The organism is Sanguibacter sp. Leaf3, from assembly GCF_001425965.1.
Classification (GTDB): domain Bacteria; phylum Actinomycetota; class Actinomycetes; order Actinomycetales; family Cellulomonadaceae; genus Sanguibacter; species Sanguibacter inulinus.
Genome location: NZ_LMRH01000003.1, coordinates 758,784 through 782,538, shown reverse-complemented (window position 1 = coordinate 782,538; position 23,755 = coordinate 758,784). Strand labels below are relative to the sequence as shown.

Genomic DNA, 23,755 nt, shown 5'->3' with positions numbered 1-23,755 from the left:
CACCCAGAGCTCAGCGCTCAGGACTTGCGAGCGAGCCCCTCGGCCGGCGCCCTGCGTCCCACGAGCTTGTTCAGACGCTCGGACATCAGCAGACCCAGGACCGCCAGCACGGCGAGGAACAGCGGGAACGTCCACATCCCCACCCAGGTCGAGACCACGCCGAACAGCGGCGGCGCCAGGGTCGAGCCCGTGTACGCCGCGGCCATCTGGATACCGATGACGGCCTGCGACCTGTCCCGACCGAAGTTCACCGGGGTGGAGTGGATGATCGCCGGGTAGATCGGCGCGCACCCGAGCCCGACGATCACGAGGCCGACGAGCGCCGGCGCGTCTGTCCCCAGCGGGAGCGCGAGCATCGCGACACCCACGCCGATCGTCACGAAGCCACCGCGGATGAGCTGCTTGTCACCGACGCGGTCGGCGAAGAAACCTGCCAGGAACCGTCCACCGGTGATGCCGATGAGGAACAGCGAGGCGAAGGCCGCCGCCGTCGCGGGGTTGACGCCCCGGTCGGTGACCAGGAAGGTCGACGCCCACAGGATCGCCGTGCTCTCGAGCGCGCAGTAGGCGAAGAAGGCGACGAGGATGAGTACGACCCCGGGGATGCGCAGCGCCTCCGCGAGCGGCACGTGAGCGCTGCGTCTGCCGGACGGCTCGGCTCCGCCCGCCTGCCCGTCGAGGGCCGCCGTGCCGCCACCCGCCGCCTGTCCGGCACCGACGGCGCCGTCAGTGCCAGGGGCGACGTTCCCGTCGTCGCGCCCCGCCGGTGCCGCCGGTGCCTTCGCTGCCGTCAGCGCGGTCTTGGCCGCCCTCCCCCATACCGGCAGGGTCATGATCAGCACGAAGGTGAGCACGACCTGCGTGAGACCGACGATCCTGTAGGCGCTCGACCACCCCTGACCTGACGTCAGGGCGTAGCTCATGATGAACGGGCTGATCGACGCGCCCAGGCCCCAGAAGCTGTGCAGCCAGTTCATGTGTCGGGCCGCGTAGTGCAGGGCGACGTAGTTGTTGAGCGCAGCGTCGACAGCGCCGGCCCCCAGCCCGTAGGGGACGGCCCACAGGCACAGCACCCAGAACGAGCCGGAGAGGGAGAAGCCGACGAGCGCGGCTGCGGTGAGCCCGACGCTCGCAGCAGTGACGATGCCAGCACCGAAGCGGCGGGTGAGCCGCTCGGACGCCAGGCTCGAGAAGATCGTGCCCCCGGCGATGATCATGGTGATGATGCCGGCGTAGGCCACCGGGACACCGAGGTCCTGGTGCATGACCGGCCACCCGGCCCCGACGAGGGAGTCCGGGAGGCCGAGGCTGATGAAGGCGACGTAGATGATCGCCAGGAGGAACGAGTACACGGCTGGGGGCTGCCTCTCGAGCAGGACTGATGAGTGGTCAGCACGGAAGTCTAGGTCGAGCGACATCCTCGCAGGTCAAAACCACTTACTGAACGTTCGTTAGACATTCTACGGGGCTGGCGCTACCGTCGTGGCTGATTGAGCATCACCACCTTCAAAGGAGAAGCGGATGTCCTCGGCACCTCTCGGTCCCCGACTCGATGCACAGCTCAGCCGGCGCACCTTCCTCAGCCTCACCGGCATCGCGGCGCTGTCCGTGACGCTCGCCTCCTGCTCGGGCGGCGGGGGCGGGGGCGCCCGCCCGAACCCCCGCGAGGCCGTCGCCCTCGCACTGCCCACCTACGTCGCACCGCGCGAGGTCCCGGGCGGGATCGTCAGCACGGTCGAGGGCATGCCGACCATCTACACCCAGCCGATCCAGGAGTACTACGACTCGGTGAGCAAGGCCCCGCTGTCCGGCGGCAAGGTCACGACCTTCCAGGTGCTCTGGGGCGCTCCGCCCCAGAAGGCCCCCGCCAACGAGTACTGGGCCGGGCTGAACGAGCGGCTCGGCGGCACCTTCGAGCCGACCCTCGTCGCCTTCGACACCTACAACGAGAAGATGGCCACCACCATCGCCTCGGGCAACGTCCCGGACCTGCTGTTCGTCCAGGACACCAACGCCGTCGCCGCGAAGGCCATCAACGACGGGGTGTTCGCCGACCTCTCCGAGGTGCTCGCGGGCGACGAGATCCTGCGCTGGCCCAACCTCGCCAACGTCGGGTCGAACGCCTGGAAGGCGTCCGCCAAGAACGGGCACCTCTTCGGCATCCCGAACGAAGACCCGTACCTCACCAACTTCCCGGCCATCCGCTGGGACCTCATGCAGGCCGCCGGCTACGACGAGATGCCCGCCGACGCCGCAGGCTTCCTCGACATGATGACGGCTGTCGCCGCCCTCAAGTCGGTCAACGGCAAGCAGCACTGGGGCATCGGCGCCTTCGACGGCAAGCTCCAGGCCGTCGTGGAGTGGATGTTCCGGGCCGGCACCACGTGGCAGCTCGACGACTCGGGCAAGCTCGTCAACGTCATCGAGACCGACGCCTACGCCGACGTCCTGGAGTTCCACACCCAGCTCTGGAAGGCCGGGGTCTACCACCCGGACGCGCTCGCCCTCGGGACCCAGGGCAACAAGGCCGCCGAGATGTTCACCAACGGCCAGCTCGCGATCACCGTCGACTCCTTCAACGGCTACTTCGGCGCGAACATCCTGCGCGACACCGTGGACATCACCGAGGGCGCCGACCCGCGCATGTTCGTCCCGCCCGCCGTCGACGGAGGCGAGATCGTCGTGCAGCGCAACGACGGCTACTGGGGCATGGTCTCGATCTCGGCGAAGGCCGCCGAAGACCCCGAGCGCCTGGCCGAGCTCCTCGACGTCGTCAACTACTGGCGCGCGCCCGACGGCAGCACCGAGGCGCTGTTCATCCACACGGGCGCCGAGGGCTACAACTACACGCTCGGCGAGGGCGGTGTGATCGAAGACACCAACGACGAGACCGCGAACAACGACCGTGCCGCGCTCCAGTGGCTCGGCGCCTTCAAGTCGCCGTCCTTCGTGGTGGCCCCGACCTCGGTCGAGTTCGTCGAGAACTTCCAGCAGACCCTCGAACCGCTCATCGCGGCGACGGTCCCCAGCCCAGTGGTCGGGCTCTACAACGAGCCGAACGTCAGCGAGGGTTCGAAGCTCGCCGCCGTCGACACCGACTACCGCAACGGGATCGTCTCGGGTCGCATGTCGCTCGACCAGCTCGACGAGTACCGCGACGCCTGGCGCAAGGCCGGCGGCGACACGGTCCGCAAGGCCTACGAGACCGCTCTCGCCGAGCAGGTCTGACCGCCGGTGTCCGTGACCAAGGACGGGGTGCCGGCACAGGCCGGCACCTCCCCGGCGGGGAGCGACGCATCGGCCGGGCGCGGCAGGGTCAGCAGGCCGGGACGCCGTCGCCGTCGGCGCGACGACCCGCGGCTCGAGCACGTCCTGCGCGAGCAGGCGTCGGTGTGGACCCGCATGAAGCGGGAGCGCTGGACCTACGCCTTCATCGTCCCCGGGATGCTGTTCTTCCTGGTGTTCTCCTACGTGCCGCTGCTCGGCAACGTGGTCGCCTTCCAGGACTACTCGCCCTACTGGGGCATCGGCGGCTCGGAGTGGGTGGGCTTCGACAACTTCACGGCGATGTTCTCGGACCCGCAGTTCCTCGGGGCGCTGAAGAACACCCTGATCATCTCGTCCCTGCAGATCGTCTTCGCCTTCCCGGCGCCGATCTTGCTGGCCCTGCTGCTCAACTCGCTCATCTCCGAGCGCACCAAGCGCGTGGTCCAGTCGATCGTCTACCTGCCCCACTTCATCTCGTGGGTGATCGTCATCTCGATCTGGCAGCAGGTGTTCGGCGGGGCCGGACCAGCAGCCGAGCTCTTCTCGGCCATCGGGCTCGACAACGTCAACATCATGTCCGACCCGGACACCTTCAAGGCGCTCGTCGTCTCGCAGGTGATCTGGAAGGACATCGGCTGGGGCACGATCATCTTCTTCGCCGCGATCAGCGGCATCCCCAACGAGCTCTACGAGGCAGCGGCCGTGGACGGCGCCGGGGCTGCCCGCAGGACGTGGCACATCACGCTCCCCGGCCTGGTCCCCGTCATCACGCTGCTGCTCATCCTCACGATCGGCAACGTGCTGACCGTCGGTTTCGAACAGCTGCTGCTCCAGCAGCCCGCGGTCGGCGCAGACGCCGCCGAGGTGCTCGACACCTTCGTCTACTACCGCGGCATCGCCGGCGGCGACTGGGGCCTGTCGACGGCAGCCGGGCTGTTCAAGGGCGTGATCGGCACGGTCCTCGTGCTGGCCGCCAACAAGTTCGCCAAGAGGCTCGGGACCGGAGGGTTGTTCTGATGACAGCAGCACCGCAGGCGCCAGCGCCCCTGCTCGACCGCGCGGTCCCGGTCTACAGGCCGTCCGGCAAGCGACCCGTGTGGATGGGGACACCGTCCCCCGGGGTCCAGGCCCTCAAGGCGATCACCATCGCGCTCATCGTGCTCGTGATGCTCTACCCCTTCGTCTACGTCATCGCGATGAGCTTCGCCTCGCGCGAGGCCGCCGCGTCGGGCGGGTTCTTCCCGACCGCCTTCTCCCTCGACGCGTACAGGTCGATCCTCGGCGGAGACGTGGTCACCCGCGCGATGCTCGTGTCGATCGGCATCACGACCGTCGGCACCACCCTGTCGATGATCTTCACCACGACCCTTGCCTACGGGCTCATGCGGACCCGGGACGTGCCCGGGGCCAAGACGGTCCTCGTCCTCGTGCTGTGCACGATGCTCTTCGGGGCGGGGATCATCCCCAACTACCTGCTCGTGAGGTCCCTCGGGCTGCTCGACTCGTACTGGTCGCTCATCGTCCCCGGGCTCATCTCCGCCTTCAACATGGTCGTGGTGCGCAACTTCTTCATGGGGCTGCCCACCGAGCTCTTCGAGTCGGCGCGCCTCGACGGGGCGAGCGACTGGCGCATCTTCACCCGGATCGTCATCCCGCTGTCGAAGGCCGTGCTCGCCGTCATCGCGCTGTTCTACGCGGTCGGGTACTGGAACTCGTTCTTCAACGCGATGATCTACCTCAACGACACGTCCAAGTGGCCCATCCAGGTGGTCCTCAACCAGTACGTCGTCCAGGGCTCGGCGCTCACGTCGATCCAGGCGCCGGACCAGCCGCCGCCGCCCGGTCAGACGCTCCAGATGGCCGTGATCGTCGTCGCGACCATCCCGATCCTCATGCTCTACCCCTTCGCGCAGCGCTACTTCACCAAGGGTGTTCTCACGGGGGCGATCAAGGGCTGACCAGCCCTGCTCAGTCTTCCTCGGGGGCGAGCGAGGCGACGAGGGCGTCGATCGTGCGGTGCGTGACAGCGGCCATGTCGACGGTCTCCGGGTCCAGCAGCCACTGGACCTGGAGGCCGTCCATCACGGCGATGATCGCGATCGCCGTCTCGGCGACGTCGGCGTCGTCGCGCAGCTCCCCGATGTCCCGCGCCTGGGAGAGCGCCTTCTGGACCATCTCCCGCAGCCCCACGTACCTGCCGCGGAACCACTCCTGCGCGGGGTGGTCCGTGGTGACCGACTCGGCCGACATCACCGCGTAGAGCTGCGTGATGCCCGGCCGGGTGCTGTTGAGCGCCGCGGTGTCCACGAGGTGCCTCAGAAACTCCAGCCCGACGAGCTCACGCCCGTGGGCGGCCTCTTCGATGTCGACCATGTCGCGGGTGCGCAGCACCTCGGTGAGGAGCTGGTCCTTCGTCTTGAAGTGGTGCAGGATCCCGGCGGCCGAGATCCCGACCTCGTCGGCGATCTCGGCCAGGGAGGAGTTGTAGAAGCCGCGGTTCGCGAAGGTCGTCATCGCAGCCTCGACGATCTCCTTGCGCCTCCGCAGGCTCCGCGCCTTCTGGACCCCCACGGGGTGCTCCGCTGCAGGTCCGTCCCCTGCGGCCTGGTCCTGCACGTCACGGGCCTCCGGCTGACTCTGCTCTGATGCCATACCAGCGAAGACTAGACGACCGCCGAGCCTGACGACGACACCCCTTGAGCCTCTCACCCACCGACCAGAGCCCAGCCTGGACCCACCGGCGGAACCCCGCGCAGGTCCCCTGACCCGATAGATCGGACGGCCATGTAGGTTGCGTCCCCATCTAGGTCGTGCCACGATCTATCTCATGGAGACACAGCGATGGCCTGCCGAGTGGCTGCGGAGCGCGCTCGTCGGCGCCGTCCTGTCGCTCGTGAGCGAGGGCGAGACCTACGGGTACCTCGTCGCCCAGCGCCTCGCGGACGGCGGGATGGGTGTCGTCAAGGGCGGCACCCTCTACCCGCTGCTCGCCCGGCTCGAGCAGGACGGCGACGTCGTCGCCACCTGGCGCGAGGGCGACAGCGGACCGGGGCGCAAGTACTACTCGATCACCTCGGCCGGCCGCGAGCGCCTCGAGGCGTACAGGGCCGACTGGGTCGCCTTCACGCAGGTCAGCACAGCGATCATCACCGGGACGAAGGGCACGTCATGAGCAAGAGCACGCACGAGCAGTACGCCTCCGACCTCGCCGAGGCCCTCGACGTCCGCGACGTGCCCGCCGAGGCCGCTCGGCAGATCGTCCGGGAGGTCCAGAGCCACCTCGCAGAGTCGGGCGAGGACCCTGTCGAGGCCTTCGGCCCAGTCGCCCGGTACGCCGACCAGTTCGCCCCGCGCTCGCGGGAGCGAGAGGTCGTGTGGTTCGCGGTCGCCGCGGCAGCGCTCGGGTTCTGCGGGGCCTTCCTCATCATCAGCGGTGTCTTCGGTCTCCTCGACGAGACGGCCACCCTGTGGGGGCTGCCGCCGTGGGTACGCCTGACCGCGGGGATCGCCCTCGTGCTCACCTTCGTCGGGCTGGTGATCGGCATCGCCGTCCGCTCGCGGCGTCGTGCGGCCGCCTGGCGGATCTGAGAGAGACCGCCGTGCGGCCGAGGCTGTGACCTGCGGCGTCGCCCCTGGCCGCGCGTGACACCCCGATGGGTGCTCTACTCAGGGCAGGTGGCCACCGTGCTGCCGGTGCTTTCTCGAGCTGGCCGGCCTTCGTGGCGTCTGCCTCCGGGGGTGCCCTATGAGAGGACACCCCATGACGGCTGCAGCCCGTAGAGACCGCACATCCCGATCCCCGCGCGCCCTCGGCACGGGGGCCCGGCCGGTCCTCGCCGTCTCCGTGGTCGCGGTGCTGGCCCTCGGCTCGACGCTCGTCGTGCTCGACCAGCTGCCGGCCGAGGCCGCCGACCCGCCCGTCTCGCTCGGCACGACCGGCAGCTTCTCTGTGCTCGGCGCCGAGACTGTCACCAACACCGGTCCGTCGGTCCTGGGCCAGAGCCTGGGCGTCCACCCGGGGACGACTGCACCCGGCTTCCCGCCTGGGATCGTCGGCGGCGAGGTGCACCTCGGAGACGCTGTGGCTCTCCAGGCCAAGTCAGACCTGACCGCCGCCTACGGCGACGCCGCGGGCCGCACGCCCTTCATCAACCTCCCCGCCGAGCTCGGTGGGCAGACCCTCACCCCCGGCACCTACAGGCTCCCGGCCGCGCAGCTCACGGGGACGCTGACCCTCGACACCCTCGGTGACCCCGCAGCCGTGTTCATCTTCCAGCTGACCTCGGGCCTGACGACAGCGACGGACAGCGAGGTCGCCTTCCTCGGTGACGCCGCCTCGTGCAACGTGTACTGGCAGATCGCCGAGAGCGCCGTGATCGGCACGGGCACCGACTTCGTCGGGACCGTCATGGCGTCGACGTCGATCAGCATGGACTCTGGCGCCACGCTCGAGGGTCGGGCACTCGCGCAGACCGGCGCGGTCACGCTCATCAACAACACGATCACCGCGCCTGTGTGCGACGTCCCCACGCCGACCGACACCCCCACCGAGACGCCGACCGAGACGCCGTCTCCCACCGACACCCCGGCACCGACCGACACCCCGACCGTGACACCTGTCCCGACGGTCGTCCCCTCGGACACGCCCGCACCTGTGCCCCCTGCGCCGCCGACGGGCCCGACCCCAGGTGCTGGCGTCCCCCCGGGCTCAGGTCAGGGACCGAGCACCCCCGCCGGAGCCCGACGCACCTCGCCCGCGGTCTCGGACCGCTACCGCGACGAAGACCTCTCTGCGACGGGCGCGGGCTCGACCCCGCTGCTGCTCGCGGCCGGGGTGCTGGTGGTCCTCGGCATCACCACGCTCGCCGTGCGGCGCAGGAAGGGCCAGAGCTGACGCACCTGGGTGCCCCCTCCGGCGACCTGGCCCGGCACCTCAGGACTGTCGCCCACGCCGCCGTGCAGGGCGCTGTGCTCGAGCACGTCGAGCGTCTCGGTCGGCTGGCGCCGGGGCCGCAGCCTCGGCCCGGGCCCGTCGGCGACGACGCAGCGACGTGAGCGCCAGCGTCCCGCGCAGCCGGCGCCAGGCCGACCCGTGGGTGCGGATCGTGTGCACGGTCTCGTCGACCGCGGCCCAGTAGCGCGAGACCCCTCGAGAACCGGCGCCGTCGGCCGAGAACACCGCGGCGTCGGCCTGGTCGGCGAGCAGGGCCACGGGTGCCTTCGGGAAGGTCTCGAGCAGCGCCTTCGACGCCTCGCGCCGGGTGGCGTCGGCGGGCGGGGGAACCTTGAAATCGTGCGCGGTGTCGAGCACCTCGTCCCACCCGCCGCTGATCTGCAGCTCGGCGGTCGCGGCCCGACGGCGACGACGCCGACGGCGCGCCTTGAGCGCGACGACCACGAGCAACGGCGTGAGCAGGAGCAGCAGCGGGATGGCGACGGCTGCGACCACGAGCAGGACGGCGCGCAGGTTCCCCTCGGCGGCGGTCTCCTCCTCGTTGGTCGTCACCGAGGGGTCTTCGGCGTCCTCCGACGGCGGGGAGACAGGCTCGGCGGGCGGCGGCGGAGGCTGCACGACCTGCGGCTGCGGCTCGTTCTGCACCTCCTCGTCGGCCGTCTCGGGCGTCCGGTTGGTGTCGGGCGTCGGGAAGTACGGCACCCAGCCGACACCCTCGTAGGCGATCTCCGTCCACGCCTGGATCTCGCCCCCGGTGAAGGTGATCGAGTCGTCGCCGCGCTGCTCCTCGGACGGGACAAAACCGAGGACCACCCGGGCCGTCAGCCCGGACTGGCTCGCCATGAGGGCCATGAGCGAGGCGTACTGCTCGGCGTCGCCCACCATGAGGTCTTCGCCCAGCAGGAGGTTCATGCGGTACGCCGAGTGACCGGCGAGCGAGGGGTAGTCGTCGCCGTGGCTGAAGTAGCCGGTCTCGTGCAGGTACGTCTCGATCGCACGGGCTGCGCCTGCGGGGGACGTCGCGCTCGCGGTCACCTGCTTGGCGCGCTCGACGACGATGTCGGGCACCTGCTGCGGTGCGGGGACGGCGAGGGTGCTCGCCTGCGCGTCGCCGATCTCCTGGTCCGTCACCGGAGGCGGCACCACCGCGTCGAGGGTGTACGTCTGCCCGGGGACGAGCGAGGTGCTCAGCACACCGGTCCCCGTCGCGTCGTTGAAGCGGAAGGCCTCACGGGTGCGGTCGGCGTCTGGGCCTGAGAAGGTCACGCGTCGGGTCTCGCCGACGGTCGGCAGCCACGGTCCGCGCAGCTCGCCGACCTCGACCTCGACCTGCGCCTCGGCCCCGGCGACTGTCACCGGGATGACGTCGCCGACCTTGCGGAAGGCGCCGGAGGCCTGCGGCTCGCCGTCGCCGACGACGTTCCAGACGACCCCGTCGAAGCTGTCCATCGTCGCGACCCTGACGAGCCCGTCCTCGGGGAGGCCGTCGACAGTCACCAGGTCGGCCTCGCGCTGGTCCTTGATGAAGGCCCTGTAGGCCGACAGCGGGCTGGCATAGTCGCGCGGGTCGAAGGGCGGGACGATCACGCTGCGCAGCACGAAGCGCGGGGTGTCGCCCGCGACGACGGGAGCGAGGACGACGCCTCCGCCGATCGAGAGGACCGCGAGCACGGCGAGCACGGCGAGCGACGGTACCCGCTGCGGGCGCCAGGCACCCCGCCGCCACGCGACCCACACGACGAGCAGGACCGTCATGCTCGCACCGACCACCACGGCGAGGGTCCGCTCGACGGTGCCCAGCAGGATGGAGAGCACGAGGACGGCCGGCGGCACGGCGACGGCGACGAGCAGCCGGGCTGTCGCGGCGCGGCCCGACGCCTGCCGGCTCGCAGCGAGCAGGCCGCCCCCGAGCACGGCGGCGAGCCCGAGCACGAAGGGAGCGACGAGCCCTGTGCCGCTCGACCCGAGCGGCGGCTCGAGGGTGAGCACCTGCTTCCACGAGGTCACGACACCCTGCCCGAGGGTCACGAGCGTGCTGCCCGTCGGGAGCACACCGGCTGTGGTCGTGGCGGGGGCGGCCAGCGGACCGCCCAGCAGGGCGTAGGCGAGCACGGCTGCGGCGAGGGTCACCACGACAGGCCAGCGGCGCACGACCGCGGCGACGGCGAGGACGGCACCGACCACCACGCCACCGACGATCGCCGGGGCCGCGGCACCGAGACCGAAGACGGGCACGAGCGGGACGAGGGCGAGCAGGACGGCGACGGCGACCACGAGGACGTCGACGAGCAGACCCGCGACGGGACGCGAGCCGGCGGGCGCTCCGACGATCCGGATGCTGCGCCCCTGGGTGTCTGTCGTCGTCTCGGGCGGGCGGGTCGCGCCCAGCAGGCCGGTCATCCTGTCACCAGCTGGCGCAGGAGCCGCGGGAGGTCCTCGACGCTCCCGAGGGTCGACACCGAGAGCGTGCCCTGCGTCCGCAGGCTCAGCTCGGCGCCGGGGTCGCACTGGACGAACACCGTCCGCAGGCCCGGGGGCAGATGGGACGAGCTGGTCCGCAGGTCGGCGCGTGTGGGCACCGTCCCCGTCATGACGACCGCCATCGAGGCTGACGGCGCGTTCCGCGCGACGACCCTGGAGAGGTCGTGGGCGTCGGCAGCCCGCGGCGTCGCGACGAGCGCGGAGCAGTCGTCGAGCAGCCGGCGCGGTGTCTGGGTGCGCAGGCGCTGGTCCCCGGCGAGCGCCGTGATCTCCAGGCCCTCGCGGATCACGTGCGTGCCGAGCGACGCGAAGGTGCTCACGGCGAGCTCGAGCTCGTCCTCGTGGCGGTAGTCCTCGGTGTCTGTCGACACGGCGAGGGCTGTGTGGGTGCGGCGGGTGTCCTCGAACTGGCGGACCATGAGCGTGCCGGTGCGGGCGCTCGTGCGCCAGTGGATGCTGCGGCGGTCGTCCCCGGGGATGTACTCGCGCAGGGCGTGGAAAGACATGTCGTCGTCCGACAGGCTGCGGGTCGACTGCCCTTCGAGGTCGCGCAGCAGCCCGGCGCGGGTCCCGGTCAGCGACACCGTGACGGGGTGGACGTAGAGCTCGACGGGGTCGGTCCACAGCACCTCGCGGCGCGCGATGCCGAGCGGGTCGGCACGGACCGAGCGGACGGGACCGACGACCACGACGGCGCGTCGGGTGGTCGGGATCGCGTAGACCTCTTCGTGGACCGCACCCGCGGCCATGCTGGGCAGCGCGAAGCTCGCCGAGCCGATGCCGACGGGCAGCTCGATGCGGGCCGGGAGCAGACGGCGACGGCCGACGTTGCGCACCTCGATGCGACCCATCGCGCGCTCGCCGACGGTCACGGCGTCGTCGGCGAGGTCGACGTCGACCGCGTAGTGCGAGCGCCCGACAGTCATCGCGGCGGAGACGAGCACGGCGACTGCGAGTACGCAGGCGGCGGCGACGAGCTCGGCCCACCCGTAGCGGCGGCCGACGACGAGCGTGACCGCCGCGGCCACGACCATGCCCCACCCGAGGCCTGTGAGGCCTCCGGTCCTCGCCCGCACCCCGCGCACGGCGGAGCGCGCGAGACGACCTGTCGAGCCCCTCCTGCCGCCGAGGGCTGCGGGTCTTCTCACGTCAGACGGCCCGCTCCGTCGGAGGGACGGTCTCGCCGAGGATCCTCTCGACGATCTCCTCGGGTGTCACACCCGCGAACTCGGCCTCGACGTCGAGCACCAGGCGGTGCGAGAGGACGGCGACGGCGAGCTCTTTGACGTCGTCCGGGATGACGTAGGCACGGCCCTGGGCGGCGGCCCACACCTTGGCGCAGCGCACGAGCGCGAGGCACCCGCGGACGCTCACCCCGAGGCGGGTCTCGGCGTCGGTGCGCGTTGCCTCGGCGAGGCGCGCGACGTAGTCGTTGATCGACGTGTCGACGTAGACGGTGGCCGCGAGGTCAGCCATGCTCGCGACTGCCGCCGAGGTGATGACCGACGTGATGGCCGACGTCCGGTCGCGCGCGGCCGACCCTGCGAGGATCTGGACCGTCGACGCGTGGTCGGGGTAGCCGAGCGAGGTCTTCATGAGGAACCTGTCGAGCTGCGCCTCGGGCAGGCGGTACGTGCCGGCCTGCTCGATGGGGTTCTGCGTCGCGATGACCATGAACGGGCGCCCGACGGGGTACGAGGTGCCGTCGACGGTCACCCGTGACTCCTCCATGACCTCGAGGAGGGCCGACTGGGTCTTCGGGGAGGCACGGTTGATCTCGTCAGCGAGGACCACCGAGGCGAAGATCGGGCCCTTGTGGAACTCGAAGACGCTCGTCTTCTGGTCGTAGATGGTCACACCCGTGACGTCCGAGGGCAGGAGGTCGGGCGTGAACTGGATGCGGTGGTGCGTGCCGTCGACGGTCGCGGCGAGCGCCCGGGCCAGCATCGTCTTGCCCGTGCCCGGGGCGTCCTCGAGCAGGATGTGGCCCTCGGCGAGCATGGCCGTGAGCGTCAGGCGCACCACGTGCGTCTTGCCCAGGACAGCCACGCCGACGTTGTCGACGAGCGTGCTGAAGGTCTGGGCGAACCAGGCCGCCTGCTCGGCCGTCATGGGGCCGGGCGTCGCGTTCGAGGTCATCGGGAGGTGCCGCTTTCTGTCGGTCGCAGCGAGGCTGCTGGTCTGTCGGACGTCATCATGGCCGGTCGGCCGGGGGCGCTGCGGGACGCGCGGCGCGGGTCGGGCTAGCCGCCACCGGGGTTGGGCGGTGGGGCGACGGCCACGGTCGTCGAGGACTCCTTGCTCGGACCGCGGGCACTCTGCGCCCGAAGCTCGACGACCCACGTGTCCTCGCTGATCGAGTCGGAGACTGTCGTCGACCAGGGGGTCGAACCGTCGACCGGACGCCAGCCTGAGGCAGGGCCACCCTGCCTGTAGAGCCTGTACTCGTACCCGGTGACCGGGGTGCCGTGCTCTGTCGAAGCACCCCAGGTGAAGGTGATCGACGCAGGATCGTTCGTCGAGCTCGCGTTGAGGCCGGGCGGGGCGTCAGGAGCGGTCGTCGCCGCTGGGCCACCGGTGGCAGAGCCCACGGCACTCTCCCCCTCGGATGTGAGCGCTTTCACGTCCACGGTGACGCTGCCGTCGAGCGGGACGTTCACGGGCATCGACGTGTCTGTCGTCGGCTGGCTCCAGCCACCGCCGTTGACCCTCACCCTGTAACCCGTCACCGGTGCACCACCGTCATTGGGCACAGACCAGGCCGCCTGGACCTGCAGGAATCCACTTGCGGTGACGGTCACGATCGGTGTCGCTGCGAGCGTCCGCACCGAGACAGGTGCGATGTCCGCCCACGGTCCTGCGGCGTCACGCGTGCTGATCGCCCGGACCCTGTACGGGCTCGACGACGTGCCACCGGCGATCCCGGAGATCGTCTGAGACGTCGTCCCACCCGGCACGGTCCCGACACCCTCGATCTCGTAGGCCTTGATCCCGACACCCACACCCCCGGTGTCGCCCGGGGCGTTCCACGACAACGTCACCTGACCGTCGCCGAAGGGACGGCCTGTCGCTGCCGTCGCCCGAGCCCCGCCGGGGGCCCCAGGCGGGGCGAAGGTCGACGTCGGCGCGCTGACACCGGCCGACCCTGCGCCCACGGTGTTCTTCGCGGTCACCGAGATCGTGTAGTCCGCGCCGTTGACGACCGAGGAGAAGATCGTCTCGGTCTCGCCGCCGCCAGCCTGGTACGTGAGCGTCGGGTGGCCCGAGCTCTGCGCGACGACCGTGTACCCGGTGATCGCCGAGCCGTTGGCGTCGGGGGTGGTCCAGGTGGCCCTGATCTGGCCGCCGAGAGGTGTGTCGACCCGCGACGCCCCGACCTCGGGTGTCCCTGGCAGACCGGCCGGGATCGCCTGGCGGGACGCACCGCTCCACGCACCGCCCTCGGGCGGCGTCGCGGAGTTGTGGGCGCGGACGCGGACCGTGTAGCCCGCGCCGTTCTGCAGCCCGGAGAAGACGATGGTCGTGCCGGCGACCTCGCGGGAGACGATGCCCTGCGGCCCGGAGAGCTCGGCCGTGTACTTGGTCACGGGGGTGCCGTCGTTGGCCGGCGCAGCCCACGTCGCGGTGACCTGACGGTCGCCGGGCTCGAGGTTCGGCGACCCGGGGACGCCGGGGACGGCGTCAGGGGTCGCGCGACCGCTCGCGGGCGACTCGGCCGACCAGCCGAGGGCGTTCTGCGCGGCGACCGTGAAGGTGTACTCGGTGCCGTTGGTCAGCCCGGTGATCGTGCAGGCTGTCGTCGCGCACTGGGTGGTCTGGCCACCCGGTGAGCGGGTGACCCTGTACCCGGTGATCGGCGAGCCGTTCGTGGCCGGGGCGTCCCAGCTGAGCGGGACCGCGCGGCTCGACACCTCGCCGACCCGCGGCGCAGAGGGCGCCGCCGGGATGTCACGGACCGCCACCCGGATGGTCCCGTCGACCTCGCGCAGCGGGTCGCCGGTGACGTCACGGACGCGGTAGCGGACCACCATGAGCCCTGTGAACCCTTCGGCGGGTCGGACGACGACGTTGCCGCCCGACACCCGGGCCGTCCCCTGCCCGGCGACAGCCGGGGAGGCGCTGAGCAGGGTGAGCGGCTCGCTGAAGGGGTTGCCCGCGCCGGCGAGCGCGTTGACGGTCACCTCGCGGCCCGCGGCGCCGTCGGCCTCGTGGACCTGGAGCGTCGCGAGCTGGCGGGAGCTCGCCGCGACCTTGAAGGTCACCTGGACGTCCATGGTCCCGACGGTGCCGTAGCCCAGCCGCACTGTCGCCGTGCCGAGCGTCCCACGGGCGACGTCGGCGGGGACGCTCACGGCGAGGCGCGTGGTGCCCGGGGTGATCGAGGCGAGGAACCCGTTGCCTGGAGCCTGGACCACCTCGTAGGTGTACTTCTGCTCGGCCGAGGCGCCCTGGGGGCCGCGCGTGAAGCCGAGCAGGTCGACGCTCGTCGACTCGCCCTGCGGCACGAGCAGCTCGCTCGGCGTGAAGGTCGGCGGTCGCTCGTCCTCGGTGAAGACGGTGATGGGGAGAGTGAGCACCGAGCGTCGGGCGGCGGGGTCGTCGCGGGTCGCGCCGTCGGTCACCTCGACGGTGATCGACGCAGGGCCTGCATAGCCAGGAGCGGAGACGTAGCGCAGCGTGGTGTCGTCGACGACCAGCTCGCCCTCGTCGGAGTTGGTCGCGGAGACCCTCTCGGCGTCGCGGACGCGCGCAGTCTTGCCGGTGCCCACCTGGACGAACTCGGCGAGGGAGATGACCAGCTCTTCGCCCGAGGCGACGCGCAGCTCGCGCGCCTTGGGCCGCAGGGTCGGCGGGAAGTCACCGAGGGCAGGCACGACGATGAAGGCGTAGGCCCCCACGCCGTCGGCCTCGGGCCGGGTGTTCGTCAGCCTGTACGGGATGGTCTGCGTGCGGTCGGTGAGCGTGACGAGCACCTGCCCGTCGCCGATCACCTGCGCGACGCCCGAGTGTGACGAGGGGATCGACACCTCGAGGTCGCTCAGCGGCCCGGAGGGGTTCTCGGCGAGGGCGAGCACATCGACCTCGACGCTCGTCTTGTCGACCACCTCGATGGGGGCGACGGTCACGTCGCGTGCGATCGGGGCCGCGATCGGGGCGTCGTCGACGACGTGCAGGGTCAGGGTCGCCCGGGCTGTCGAGCCGAGCGTGTTGGTGACCGTGTAGACGATCGTGAGCGCGTCGACGGGCTCGGCCGGAGCGGTGACGACCACACGCCGCTTGTCGACGTGGGCGTCGACACCCGGGGGGACCTCGAGCTCGGGGGCGAGCGTCAGCTCTCCGCCCGAGGGGTCCACGTCGTTGCGGAGCACCCGCACCTCGACGCGCTGCCCGGGGCGGACCGTGGCCTCGTCGTTGCGCGCCACGATCGGCTGACCCTGCACGCTGCGCGGCGAGATCCCGACGCGGACGGTCGCCTGGGCTCGCTGCCCGGTCCAGTCCTCGACCGCGTACTGGAAGGTGTCGGTCCCGTAGGAACCCGGGTACGCCTCGTACTCGAGATAGTCAGCGCCCACAGCCACGACACGGCCGAGGCTCGGCACGGAGTCTCCCTGACCGAGCAGCGTCACGCCGTCGCCGTCGGGGTCGATGCCTGTCAGCGGCACCGGGATGCGCACGGTCTCGCCGTCGAAGGTGCGCGCCGTGAGCGCGCGAGGCCGCGGGGCGGCCTTCGTCTCGGGGTCGGAGGCGTGGACCGAGATCGACAGCCTCGCCGTGGTGACGTTCCCGCCGGCGTCCTGGACGCTGTACGTGGTCTCGACGGTCCCGGTCTCCCCCGAGGCCTGGAAGCGCAGCACGTCACCCGAGGCGAAGAGCAGGCCCTTCTCGGCCGGAAGGGTCTCGAGGAGGTCCGGGACGATGCTCATCTCGTCGCCGTCAGGGTCGACCGCGCTGTCGAGCACGGGCACCGTCACCACGCCTGTGGTGCGGACCGTCGCCTCGAGGTCCTGCAGCACGGGCGGGTGGTCGAGGCCGCTCGGCTGGACAGGCTGGACGAGAATCTCCCCGGCGACCTCTTCGAAGCCGTTCGACACTCTGTACTCGAGGGTCTCGGGCGCGTCGAGGTCACGCTGGGAGCTGATGCGCACGTACCTGTGGTCGACGACCACGGCCTGCAGCGCCGAGCCCTCCGCGGCGGACACCGCCGTCACGACGAGGACGCCGCCAGCCGGGTCGACGTCGTTGGCCAGGGGGTCGACGAGCACCTCGCCGCCCCGCGGCAGCGGTGCGAGGTCGCGCACGGCGACGGGCCGCTGGGGTGCGGTCGACGGCTCGACGACGTCCACCCGGACGAGGCCCTGGGCCTGCTGCGGCGAGGCGACGACGGTGAACGGCACGTAGTACGTGGCGGCGTTGGTCGCGGTGAAGGTGAAGGAGCCGTCGTCGAGGTTCGGCGAGACCGTGGTCCCGGCAGGCTCGTCGACGCTCGCGAGGCGGGCGGGCTCCCTGGAGAGGCTGTGGACGGACTCGAGGACGTCGACGTCGACGTCCTTGCCGGCCTCGGTCACCACGTGGATCGGGTCGATCTTCGGCGGGAGCGACCCCGTCGCGCGGACGTCGACGGCCACCTGGCCAGTGGTCTGCTCGATGCCGTCGCTCACCACGAGGGTGACGGTCTGGCGGCCGAGGGTCTCCCCCTCGGCCGTGACGGTGAGCATGCCGTTCTGGCGGGCGCGGACCGTCGCGGTCCCGTCGGTCACGGCGTCGAGCAGCACGAGCTCGTCGCCGTCCGGGTCGACGAAGTTCGCGAGGGCGTCGACGTCGACGGTCGCGCCCTGCTCCACCTCGACCGATCCTGTGCGCAGCTCGAGCGGGGCCGAGTTGCTGTCGGGGTCGGAGGCGCGCAGCGTGACCGTCGCGGTCGAGGGCGGGCTGTTCCCCCGTCCGTCCGAGATCGTGTAGGTGATGGTGGCGCTGCCCTGAGCCTGGGGTGACACCACGGCCTGCAGCGCACGACCGCCGTAGATCGTCTCGACTGTCGCGAAGCCGGCGTCCAGGGTGGTCGTGTCGATCTCGTCGATCGCGATGATGCCGCAGTCGCCGGCGGTGTCGTTGTTGAGGACCTCGAGGATGGTCGAGCGCCCGGGGCGGACGGCGAGGTCGTCGTCCACAGCGCCCGGGGCCGCAGACTCCGGCGTGCACTCGGTGAGCTGCTGCTGGGTGGTCTCGACCTCGTCGGACTCGTCCTCGGTGTCCGTGGTGTCGTCGTCCTGCTCGATCTGGTCCCAGTTGGGCACCTGGACGCGCGGCATGTCGTCGGGCAGCCACAGGAGGCCCTGGAGCGTGTCGTTGAGGGCGACGACCGAGCGGTTCACGCGGAACACCGGGGTGCTCTGGGCTGTCATGCGCTCGAGGTCGATGAGTGTCGGCTCGTCGTCGCCGCACCTGACGAGATAGCTGCCCGTGGGGCTGGCCCACGCGCCGTAGAGGCAGTCGCCGAGCCGCACGGGGGCCGCAGGCGTGCCCTGCCCGGAGGTCGGGGTCACCGCGACGTCGCCCGACCGGAGGTCGACCTCGAGCAGGTGGGTGGTCGTCCCGACGGTGACCGACGTGCCCGAGGTCGAGGGCTGCTGGAGGACAGGGGCGGCGCCGTCGACCAGGTCGGTCGTCCAGCCGTCCCCGTGGAGCGTCCCGTCGGCGAGCATGACGAGAGTCCCGTCGACCGCCGTGACGGCCTCAGGCTCGACACCGGCCGCGCCCTCGAGGGTGCCGGCGTCGGTCACGGCGAGCGTGCCGTCGACCATCTCGCCCCGGTGGACCGTGCCGTCGGTCGGGTCGAGGGCCAGGATCAGGCCGTCGGGGTCGACCACGGCCATGCCGCCGTCACCCAGGTCGATGTCACCCGGGGTGTCGCTCGTGACCGAGGCGAGGGAGGTCATGGTCCGCACCCACACCGAACCCTCGGGCGAGGTGATGGCCACGACACCCGCGCCCATCGCGACCTGCGAGCCTGCGGGGACCTCGGCCTGTGTGGTCAGGGCCATGGTCGCGGGGTCGACCGTCGAGACCCTGCCGGGCTCGACGAGCAGGACGTCCTGCCCGCTCTGCAGCACGTCGAAGGACGGGTCTGTCGCGACGAGCCCGCCGTTGAGCTCGCGGACCGTCGCGTCGTAGCGGCCGAGCTTGAGCTCTGACCGGTTGGTCACCCACACGGCGCCGTCGTTGAGGTCGACCTCGGCGATCTTCACGCCGGGGTCGATCACGGCCATGATCGCGAGGACCGCCGGGACCGTGACCCCGGCGACGACGGCCGAGGTCGACCGGACCCGCTCGGCGCGCGTGGTGCCACGACCGAGCCTCATCGGGAGCACTCCTGCACGGGCATCGTCGAGGCGCGCCCGTCCTGGCGGACGATGGACACCTCGATGCAGACCACGCCCGTGGTCTCGTCGAGGGGGACCTCGACCTGGGTGACGGTGGTGCGGCGTGCGTCGCCCTGACCGTCGACGGCGACCTCGCGCCACACGTAGGAGTCGCCGTCCTTCTCGTCGGGGTTCTCCCAGGTGAACAGTGCGGACCCGTCCCCCTGGTCGACGCCGGTCAGCTTGGCCGGACCGGGGACCGTGGCCTCCTCGACGGAGGTCGGGGTGGACGTGGGGTCGTCACCGGCCTGGGGGTTCTCGTCGGCCCCGCGGCCGAGGGTGAGCACCCCGACGACCACGAGCGCGGCGACGACCAGGGCGCCCGCACCGACGAGCCACCCGCGGTGCGGACCGCGACGTCCGGGCTCCTCGTCGGAGGACGGCTTGCGGTAGTGCTGCGACCGGATCTCGGCCGGGGTCGGCGAGAAGGCCGTGGCCGCCGGCCTGAAGGGGGCCTGGGGCAGACCGAGCGGACCCTGCTGGCTGAGCGGAGCCTGCGGACCGCGCGGGAGCGGCAGGTGCTGCTGGCCCGGCGCCGGGTAGCCCTGTGCGGCGGTCGGCACGCCAGGCTGGGCACCATGGCCTGCCGGGGCGCTCCCCTGGTACCACGGTGCCGCTGGCCCGTCCCCGGGCCGGCTGTCGGTGGGCGCGGCACCCTGAGGCGCGCCTGCGTAGCCGGAGGGAGCCTGCTGCGGGTAGGGCTGCTGAGGCTGCGACAGGCTCGACGGGTGGGAGGGGTACGACGGGGACGAGGGATACGACGGGTACAGCGAGTCGTCGTGCTGCGGCCCGGTGTACTGCGGGTCCACGTACTGCGGGGCGGCGTGCGGCTGCTGCCCCGCAGAGCCTGCAGGGTGCTGCTGCGCGGCGTCCTGCACGGGGCCGCGTGACGCGTCGCCACGACGCGCAGCCGTGCCGCCCGTCGTCGTGCGCACACCGTCGGTCGAGCCCCAGGACCGCGCGTCGCGGCCCGGTTCGGGGACGGCCGTCTGCGCGGTGATCGTCGTGATGGGTCGCAGACGCGTGGCGTCTTCGTCGAAGGCTCGCGGGGCCTCGTCGGCCGGTGGCGGTGGTGGTGCCTGCGTGCGTCGAGCGGCACGGGCCTGCGCCCGGGTCGAGGGCGCAGGGGCGCTCTGCGACGCGAAGCTGCTGACACCGCCAGTGCTGCTGGCCCCTCCTGTGCCACCTGTGCCTCCTGTGCCACCGTCGGGGTCGATGCTCACGACGGGGCGCAGACGGGTCACCTGGTCGTCGCGCGAGCCGTCGCCGGGCGGTCCGCCGAGGTCACCACGGCTCGCCGAGGAGTCCGGGAGGATGTCCTGCGACAGGTCGATGCTCGTCACGGGCAGGTGCATGGACCGCTCGACCTGCTGGAGCGCGTGCGCGAGCGCGAGGGCGCTGAGGAACCGGCGGTCCGGGTCTTTGGCCATCGCGCGGGCGAGCACGGCCGACAGGCCTGGCGGCACGTCTTCGCGGTCGATCGTGGGCAGCGGCGAGCGCTCGATCCGCGAGAGCAGGTCGGCCGGGCTGTTGCTGCGGCCCGGCACCTCGAAGGGCGAGCGCCCCACGAGCAGGGAGTAGATGGTCGCACCGAGGGAGTACACGTCGCCGCGGGCATCGCCCGTCGGACGCTCGGCGAGCAGCTCGGGCGCCGCCCACGGGATCGACATCCCCGTCGCAGCGGCCGAGGAGCCGAGGGTCGAGGCGATGCCGAAGTCCGTCAGCGCCGGCCAGCCGAAGTCTGTCGCGAGGATGTTGGCGGGCTTGATGTCGCGGTGCAGGATCCCGAGGTGGTGGGCAGCCTCGACGGCCGAGGCCACCCGGATGCCCGTCCGCAGGACCTCGGCGACGGTGAACCGCTCCATGCGGTAGCGCGTGCCGAGCCCGGGGCGGGAGCAGTACTCCATGACGAGGTAGGGCCGGCCGTCCGAGGCGATGTCCGCGTGGTACACGGTGACGATCGACGGGTGGTGGGACAGCTGGGCCATGACGTTGGCCTCGGCGAAGAAGGCCTCGCGGGCCTCCTGGTCGAGCGATCCCGACAGCAGCACCTTGACGGCGACCGACCGGCGCGGGAGCTCCTGGCGGTACTCGAAGACGTCGGCGAAGCCGCCCATGCCGAGCAGGCGGACGAACTCGTAGCCCGGGATCTTCGGGGGGACCGAGGGCTGGCGGCGGGCGCTCACCTGTCACGCTCCAGCGTGAAGGTCACGCCGTCGCCCAGGTCCACGAGGGCGCCCGGGGCGATCGGGGTCGGCTCGCCCGAGCGCAGCCTGCGCGGCGGGTGACCGGCCTCGGTGAGCAGCATGCCGTTGGTCGAGTTGAGGTCTGTCACCAGGACGTCTTCGCCGTCGGTGTGCACCTGGGCGTGGGTCCTCGAGATGTCCTGGTTCGGGCTGACCACGGTGACGAGCCTGGGCAGGTCGCGCGCGGCGACGCGCGAGACCACGGGCGCACGCCCGATGAGCACCGCACGGTCGAGCGGCACGAGCAGCCCTGAGGACATCCGGATCTTGTGGACCCTCGGGACCGCGGGCACGGGGAAGGGCCCGGGGAGGGCGTCCGGCTCGCGGTTGTTCATCTGCCGACGGATCTCGACGAGGCTCGTCGAGAGCACCGTGCTGCCGTACCTGTCGTCGTCGTCGACGAGCGCAGAGACGTCAGGCCCCGTGAGCTCGAGCGCGACGGGCTCGGGCTCGGCGGCCGGGACCACGGTCATCTCGGCGAAGGTGGGGTCGACGAGCGCGGGGTCGAGGCCGCCCGGCGCAGGAGCGGTGGGCGCGGGTGCTGCTGGAGGCACCGGCACGGGGGTGACCGACGGCACGACCGGCGCAGAGGTCGCGGGCGGGGGCGGCGGTGCCACCTCGTCCGCGCGCGCCACGAGGGGCGAGGCGGAGGTCGCCGACGTCGCGGGGACCACGACGGGCTCCGCGCGGCGCGCGGCGTCGTAGCCGCGGCGCGAGGTGGCCGGGGCTGCGTCGGGGACCGAAGTCCTGTCGCGGAGCGGTGCCTGGGCGGCTGTCGCGCGGGCCCGGCGGGCGACGTACTCGCGGGCACGCTCGGCGTCGCGGACCGGGTCGGGGCTCGGCTGGGGTGCCGCCGGGGCTGTCGCCGCGTGGCTGGTCCGGGCACCGGCCACGGGCTCGTCGGTGACCAGGGCACGCCGGGCGGCGCGGCCCGGGACCGGGATGCTCGGGTCGAGGGGCTGCTCCCCGTCGAGGGCGTCCGCGTCGAGCCCGTCCTTGGTGGTCGTCTCGGAGGCAGCCGGCGCCCCGGCCGCGGGCTCGCGGACCGGCGGGACGGGTGAGGGTGCCTCGACGCCCGCGCGCAGGCTGACCTCGACGCTCGAGGCCCGCACGACGGCCGCGAGCGCGGGCATCCGGGGTCCACGACGCTCGGGGGCGACCTGGGCGGGGACGGCGACAGTCACGGCTCCGGCGTCGGCGACGTTGATCTCGGCCCAGGTGGCCACGTGCGCTGCGGAGTGCTCGTGGGTGCCGTCGGCGTCGGCGGTGAAGAGCCTGACGTCGCCGCGCAGGAACCCGCGCACGTGCCCGTCGACGACCGAGACGAGCGCGAAGGGCGGCAGTCCCACGAGGCCCCCGCGGGCGAGGACCGTGAGGCTGTGGGTGAGGTCGGAGCTCTCGCGGAGCGCGTCCCACACCTGGGTGAGGCGGTCTTCGTCGATGGTCGGCGGGAGCAGCGCGACGGCGCCGTCGGTGACCACGGCCACCCAGTCGCCGGGGGTGTAGACGGGGACGATCATCGCAGGCCTCCCGTGGCCGTGCGGGGGCCGCCGGTGCGGGGCAGGGTCGCGCCGTGCTTCTGCTCGTCCCACACGACGGCCGCGTGCTCGTCGCGGCTGACCGTCGTCTCGTGGTCGTTGGTGAGGTCGGTCGAGCCGAGGTGGTTCCAGACCGTGGCGACGTCGACGACGACGACGCTCACGTTGTCGCGGCCACCGGCCGCGAGCGCAGCCTCGACGAGGGACTCGGCGGCGGCCTGGGGGTCGGCCTCGGTCGAGAGGATGCGGTGCAGGGCGGCGTCGTCGAGCTCGTCGGTCAGACCGTCGGAGCACACGAGCAGGCGGTCTTCGGGGGCGACGGGGATCAGCCAGTAGTCGGGCTCGAAGGAGGAGTCTGTCGCGAGGGCCCGGGTGACGACGTGGCGGTCGGCGTGGGTGACGGCCTCGTCCTCGGAGAGCCTGCCGGAGTCGAGGAGCTCCTGGACGACGGAGTGGTCGACGCTCACCTGCGCGAAGCCGTCGGTCGAGAGCCTGTAGACCCGGGAGTCGCCGATGTTGAAGACGAGCCAGTAGGGCGCGCCCTCGTGGGTGGCGACGGCGGCCCCGGCCACCGTCGCGCCGCCGCTGCGGTCGCCGAGGATGTCGTGCATGCGGGCGACGGCGCGCTCGAGGCAGTCCTGGACGTCCTCGATGGTCACGGAGGTGCGGCCCACGAGGACCGAGCACTCTTCGACGACCACGCGGCTGGCGACGTCACCGGCCTCGTGCCCGCCCATGCCGTCGGCGACGAGGAACACCGGGGGCAGGGCCAGGAGGGCGTCTTCGTTGAGGGTGCGCACGCGTCCGGTGTCGGTCGCGGTCCCCCAGGTGGTGTACACGGCAGCCATC

The 23,755-nt window shown here is 71.9% G+C and carries 15 protein-coding genes; 6 read left to right on the top strand and 9 right to left on the bottom strand.

Annotated features, from left to right (window positions below):
• Positions 1-17: 17 nt before the first annotated feature.
• Positions 18-1,418, bottom strand: a complete 1,401-nt coding sequence (locus ASG53_RS16850) for an MFS transporter (protein WP_082544143.1) — start codon at positions 1,416-1,418, stop codon at positions 18-20.
• 103 nt (positions 1,419-1,521) lie between these two features.
• Between ASG53_RS16850 and ASG53_RS16845 the strand changes: the two genes are divergently transcribed.
• From ASG53_RS16845 to ASG53_RS16835, 3 genes are read left to right on the top strand one after another with little or no spacing between them, the layout of a single operon-like run.
• Positions 1,522-3,228, top strand: a complete 1,707-nt coding sequence (locus ASG53_RS16845) for an extracellular solute-binding protein (RefSeq protein WP_056136069.1) — start codon at positions 1,522-1,524, stop codon at positions 3,226-3,228.
• 6 nt (positions 3,229-3,234) lie between these two features.
• On the top strand, positions 3,235-4,284 hold the full coding sequence (locus ASG53_RS16840) for an ABC transporter permease (RefSeq protein ID WP_056136066.1): 1,050 nt from the start codon (positions 3,235-3,237) through the stop codon (positions 4,282-4,284).
• A complete protein-coding gene (locus tag ASG53_RS16835; RefSeq protein ID WP_082544142.1) occupies positions 4,284-5,225 on the top strand; it encodes a carbohydrate ABC transporter permease in 942 nt (313 codons plus the stop codon). Before ASG53_RS16840 ends, ASG53_RS16835 begins: the two co-directional genes overlap by 1 nt.
• A gap of 10 nt (positions 5,226-5,235) precedes the next feature.
• On the opposite strand, the gene ASG53_RS16830 is transcribed toward ASG53_RS16835, so the two are convergent.
• Complete coding sequence (locus ASG53_RS16830) at positions 5,236-5,919, bottom strand: TetR/AcrR family transcriptional regulator (protein ID WP_082544141.1); 684 nt, start codon at positions 5,917-5,919, stop codon at positions 5,236-5,238.
• 175 nt (positions 5,920-6,094) lie between these two features.
• Here ASG53_RS16830 and ASG53_RS16825 point away from each other — a divergent pair, with 175 nt between their 5' ends.
• The 3 genes from ASG53_RS16825 to ASG53_RS16815 all read left to right on the top strand — a co-directional run bounded on the left by ASG53_RS16825 (position 6,095) and on the right by ASG53_RS16815 (position 8,161).
• Positions 6,095-6,439, top strand: coding sequence for a PadR family transcriptional regulator (locus tag ASG53_RS16825; protein WP_056136063.1), 345 nt, complete (start codon positions 6,095-6,097; stop codon positions 6,437-6,439).
• Complete coding sequence (locus ASG53_RS16820) at positions 6,436-6,855, top strand: hypothetical protein (protein WP_056136060.1); 420 nt, start codon at positions 6,436-6,438, stop codon at positions 6,853-6,855. The genes ASG53_RS16825 and ASG53_RS16820 overlap by 4 nt, the downstream gene beginning before the upstream one ends.
• 172 nt (positions 6,856-7,027) lie before the next feature.
• Positions 7,028-8,161, top strand: a complete 1,134-nt coding sequence (locus tag ASG53_RS16815) for an ice-binding family protein (RefSeq protein ID WP_056136057.1) — start codon at positions 7,028-7,030, stop codon at positions 8,159-8,161.
• A gap of 39 nt (positions 8,162-8,200) precedes the next feature.
• On the opposite strand, the gene ASG53_RS16810 is transcribed toward ASG53_RS16815, so the two are convergent.
• From ASG53_RS16810 to ASG53_RS16780, 7 genes are all read right to left on the bottom strand, one after another.
• The gene (locus ASG53_RS16810) at positions 8,201-10,621 is read right to left on the bottom strand and encodes a transglutaminase-like domain-containing protein (RefSeq protein WP_056136053.1); all 2,421 of its coding nucleotides are present in this window, start codon (positions 10,619-10,621) and stop codon (positions 8,201-8,203) included.
• Positions 10,618-11,850, bottom strand: coding sequence for a DUF58 domain-containing protein (locus ASG53_RS16805; RefSeq protein ID WP_082544140.1), 1,233 nt, complete (start codon positions 11,848-11,850; stop codon positions 10,618-10,620). The genes ASG53_RS16810 and ASG53_RS16805 overlap by 4 nt, the downstream gene beginning before the upstream one ends.
• Before the next feature lies 1 nt (position 11,851).
• Positions 11,852-12,841: an AAA family ATPase gene (locus ASG53_RS16800; protein WP_228087168.1), complete on the bottom strand. Its 990-nt coding sequence runs from the start codon at positions 12,839-12,841 to the stop codon at positions 11,852-11,854.
• 104 nt (positions 12,842-12,945) lie between these two features.
• Positions 12,946-19,062, bottom strand: a complete 6,117-nt coding sequence (locus ASG53_RS16795; protein ID WP_156382863.1) for a fibronectin type III domain-containing protein — start codon at positions 19,060-19,062, stop codon at positions 12,946-12,948.
• The gene (locus tag ASG53_RS19945) at positions 19,059-21,308 is read right to left on the bottom strand and encodes a serine/threonine-protein kinase (protein ID WP_156382862.1); all 2,250 of its coding nucleotides are present in this window, start codon (positions 21,306-21,308) and stop codon (positions 19,059-19,061) included. Before ASG53_RS19945 ends, ASG53_RS16795 begins: the two co-directional genes overlap by 4 nt.
• Positions 21,305-22,888, bottom strand: a complete 1,584-nt coding sequence (locus tag ASG53_RS16785; protein ID WP_156382861.1) for an FHA domain-containing protein — start codon at positions 22,886-22,888, stop codon at positions 21,305-21,307. The genes ASG53_RS19945 and ASG53_RS16785 overlap by 4 nt, the downstream gene beginning before the upstream one ends.
• On the bottom strand, positions 22,885-23,754 hold the full coding sequence (locus ASG53_RS16780; RefSeq protein ID WP_056136041.1) for a PP2C family protein-serine/threonine phosphatase: 870 nt from the start codon (positions 23,752-23,754) through the stop codon (positions 22,885-22,887). Before ASG53_RS16780 ends, ASG53_RS16785 begins: the two co-directional genes overlap by 4 nt.
• Position 23,755: the final 1 nt, after the last annotated feature.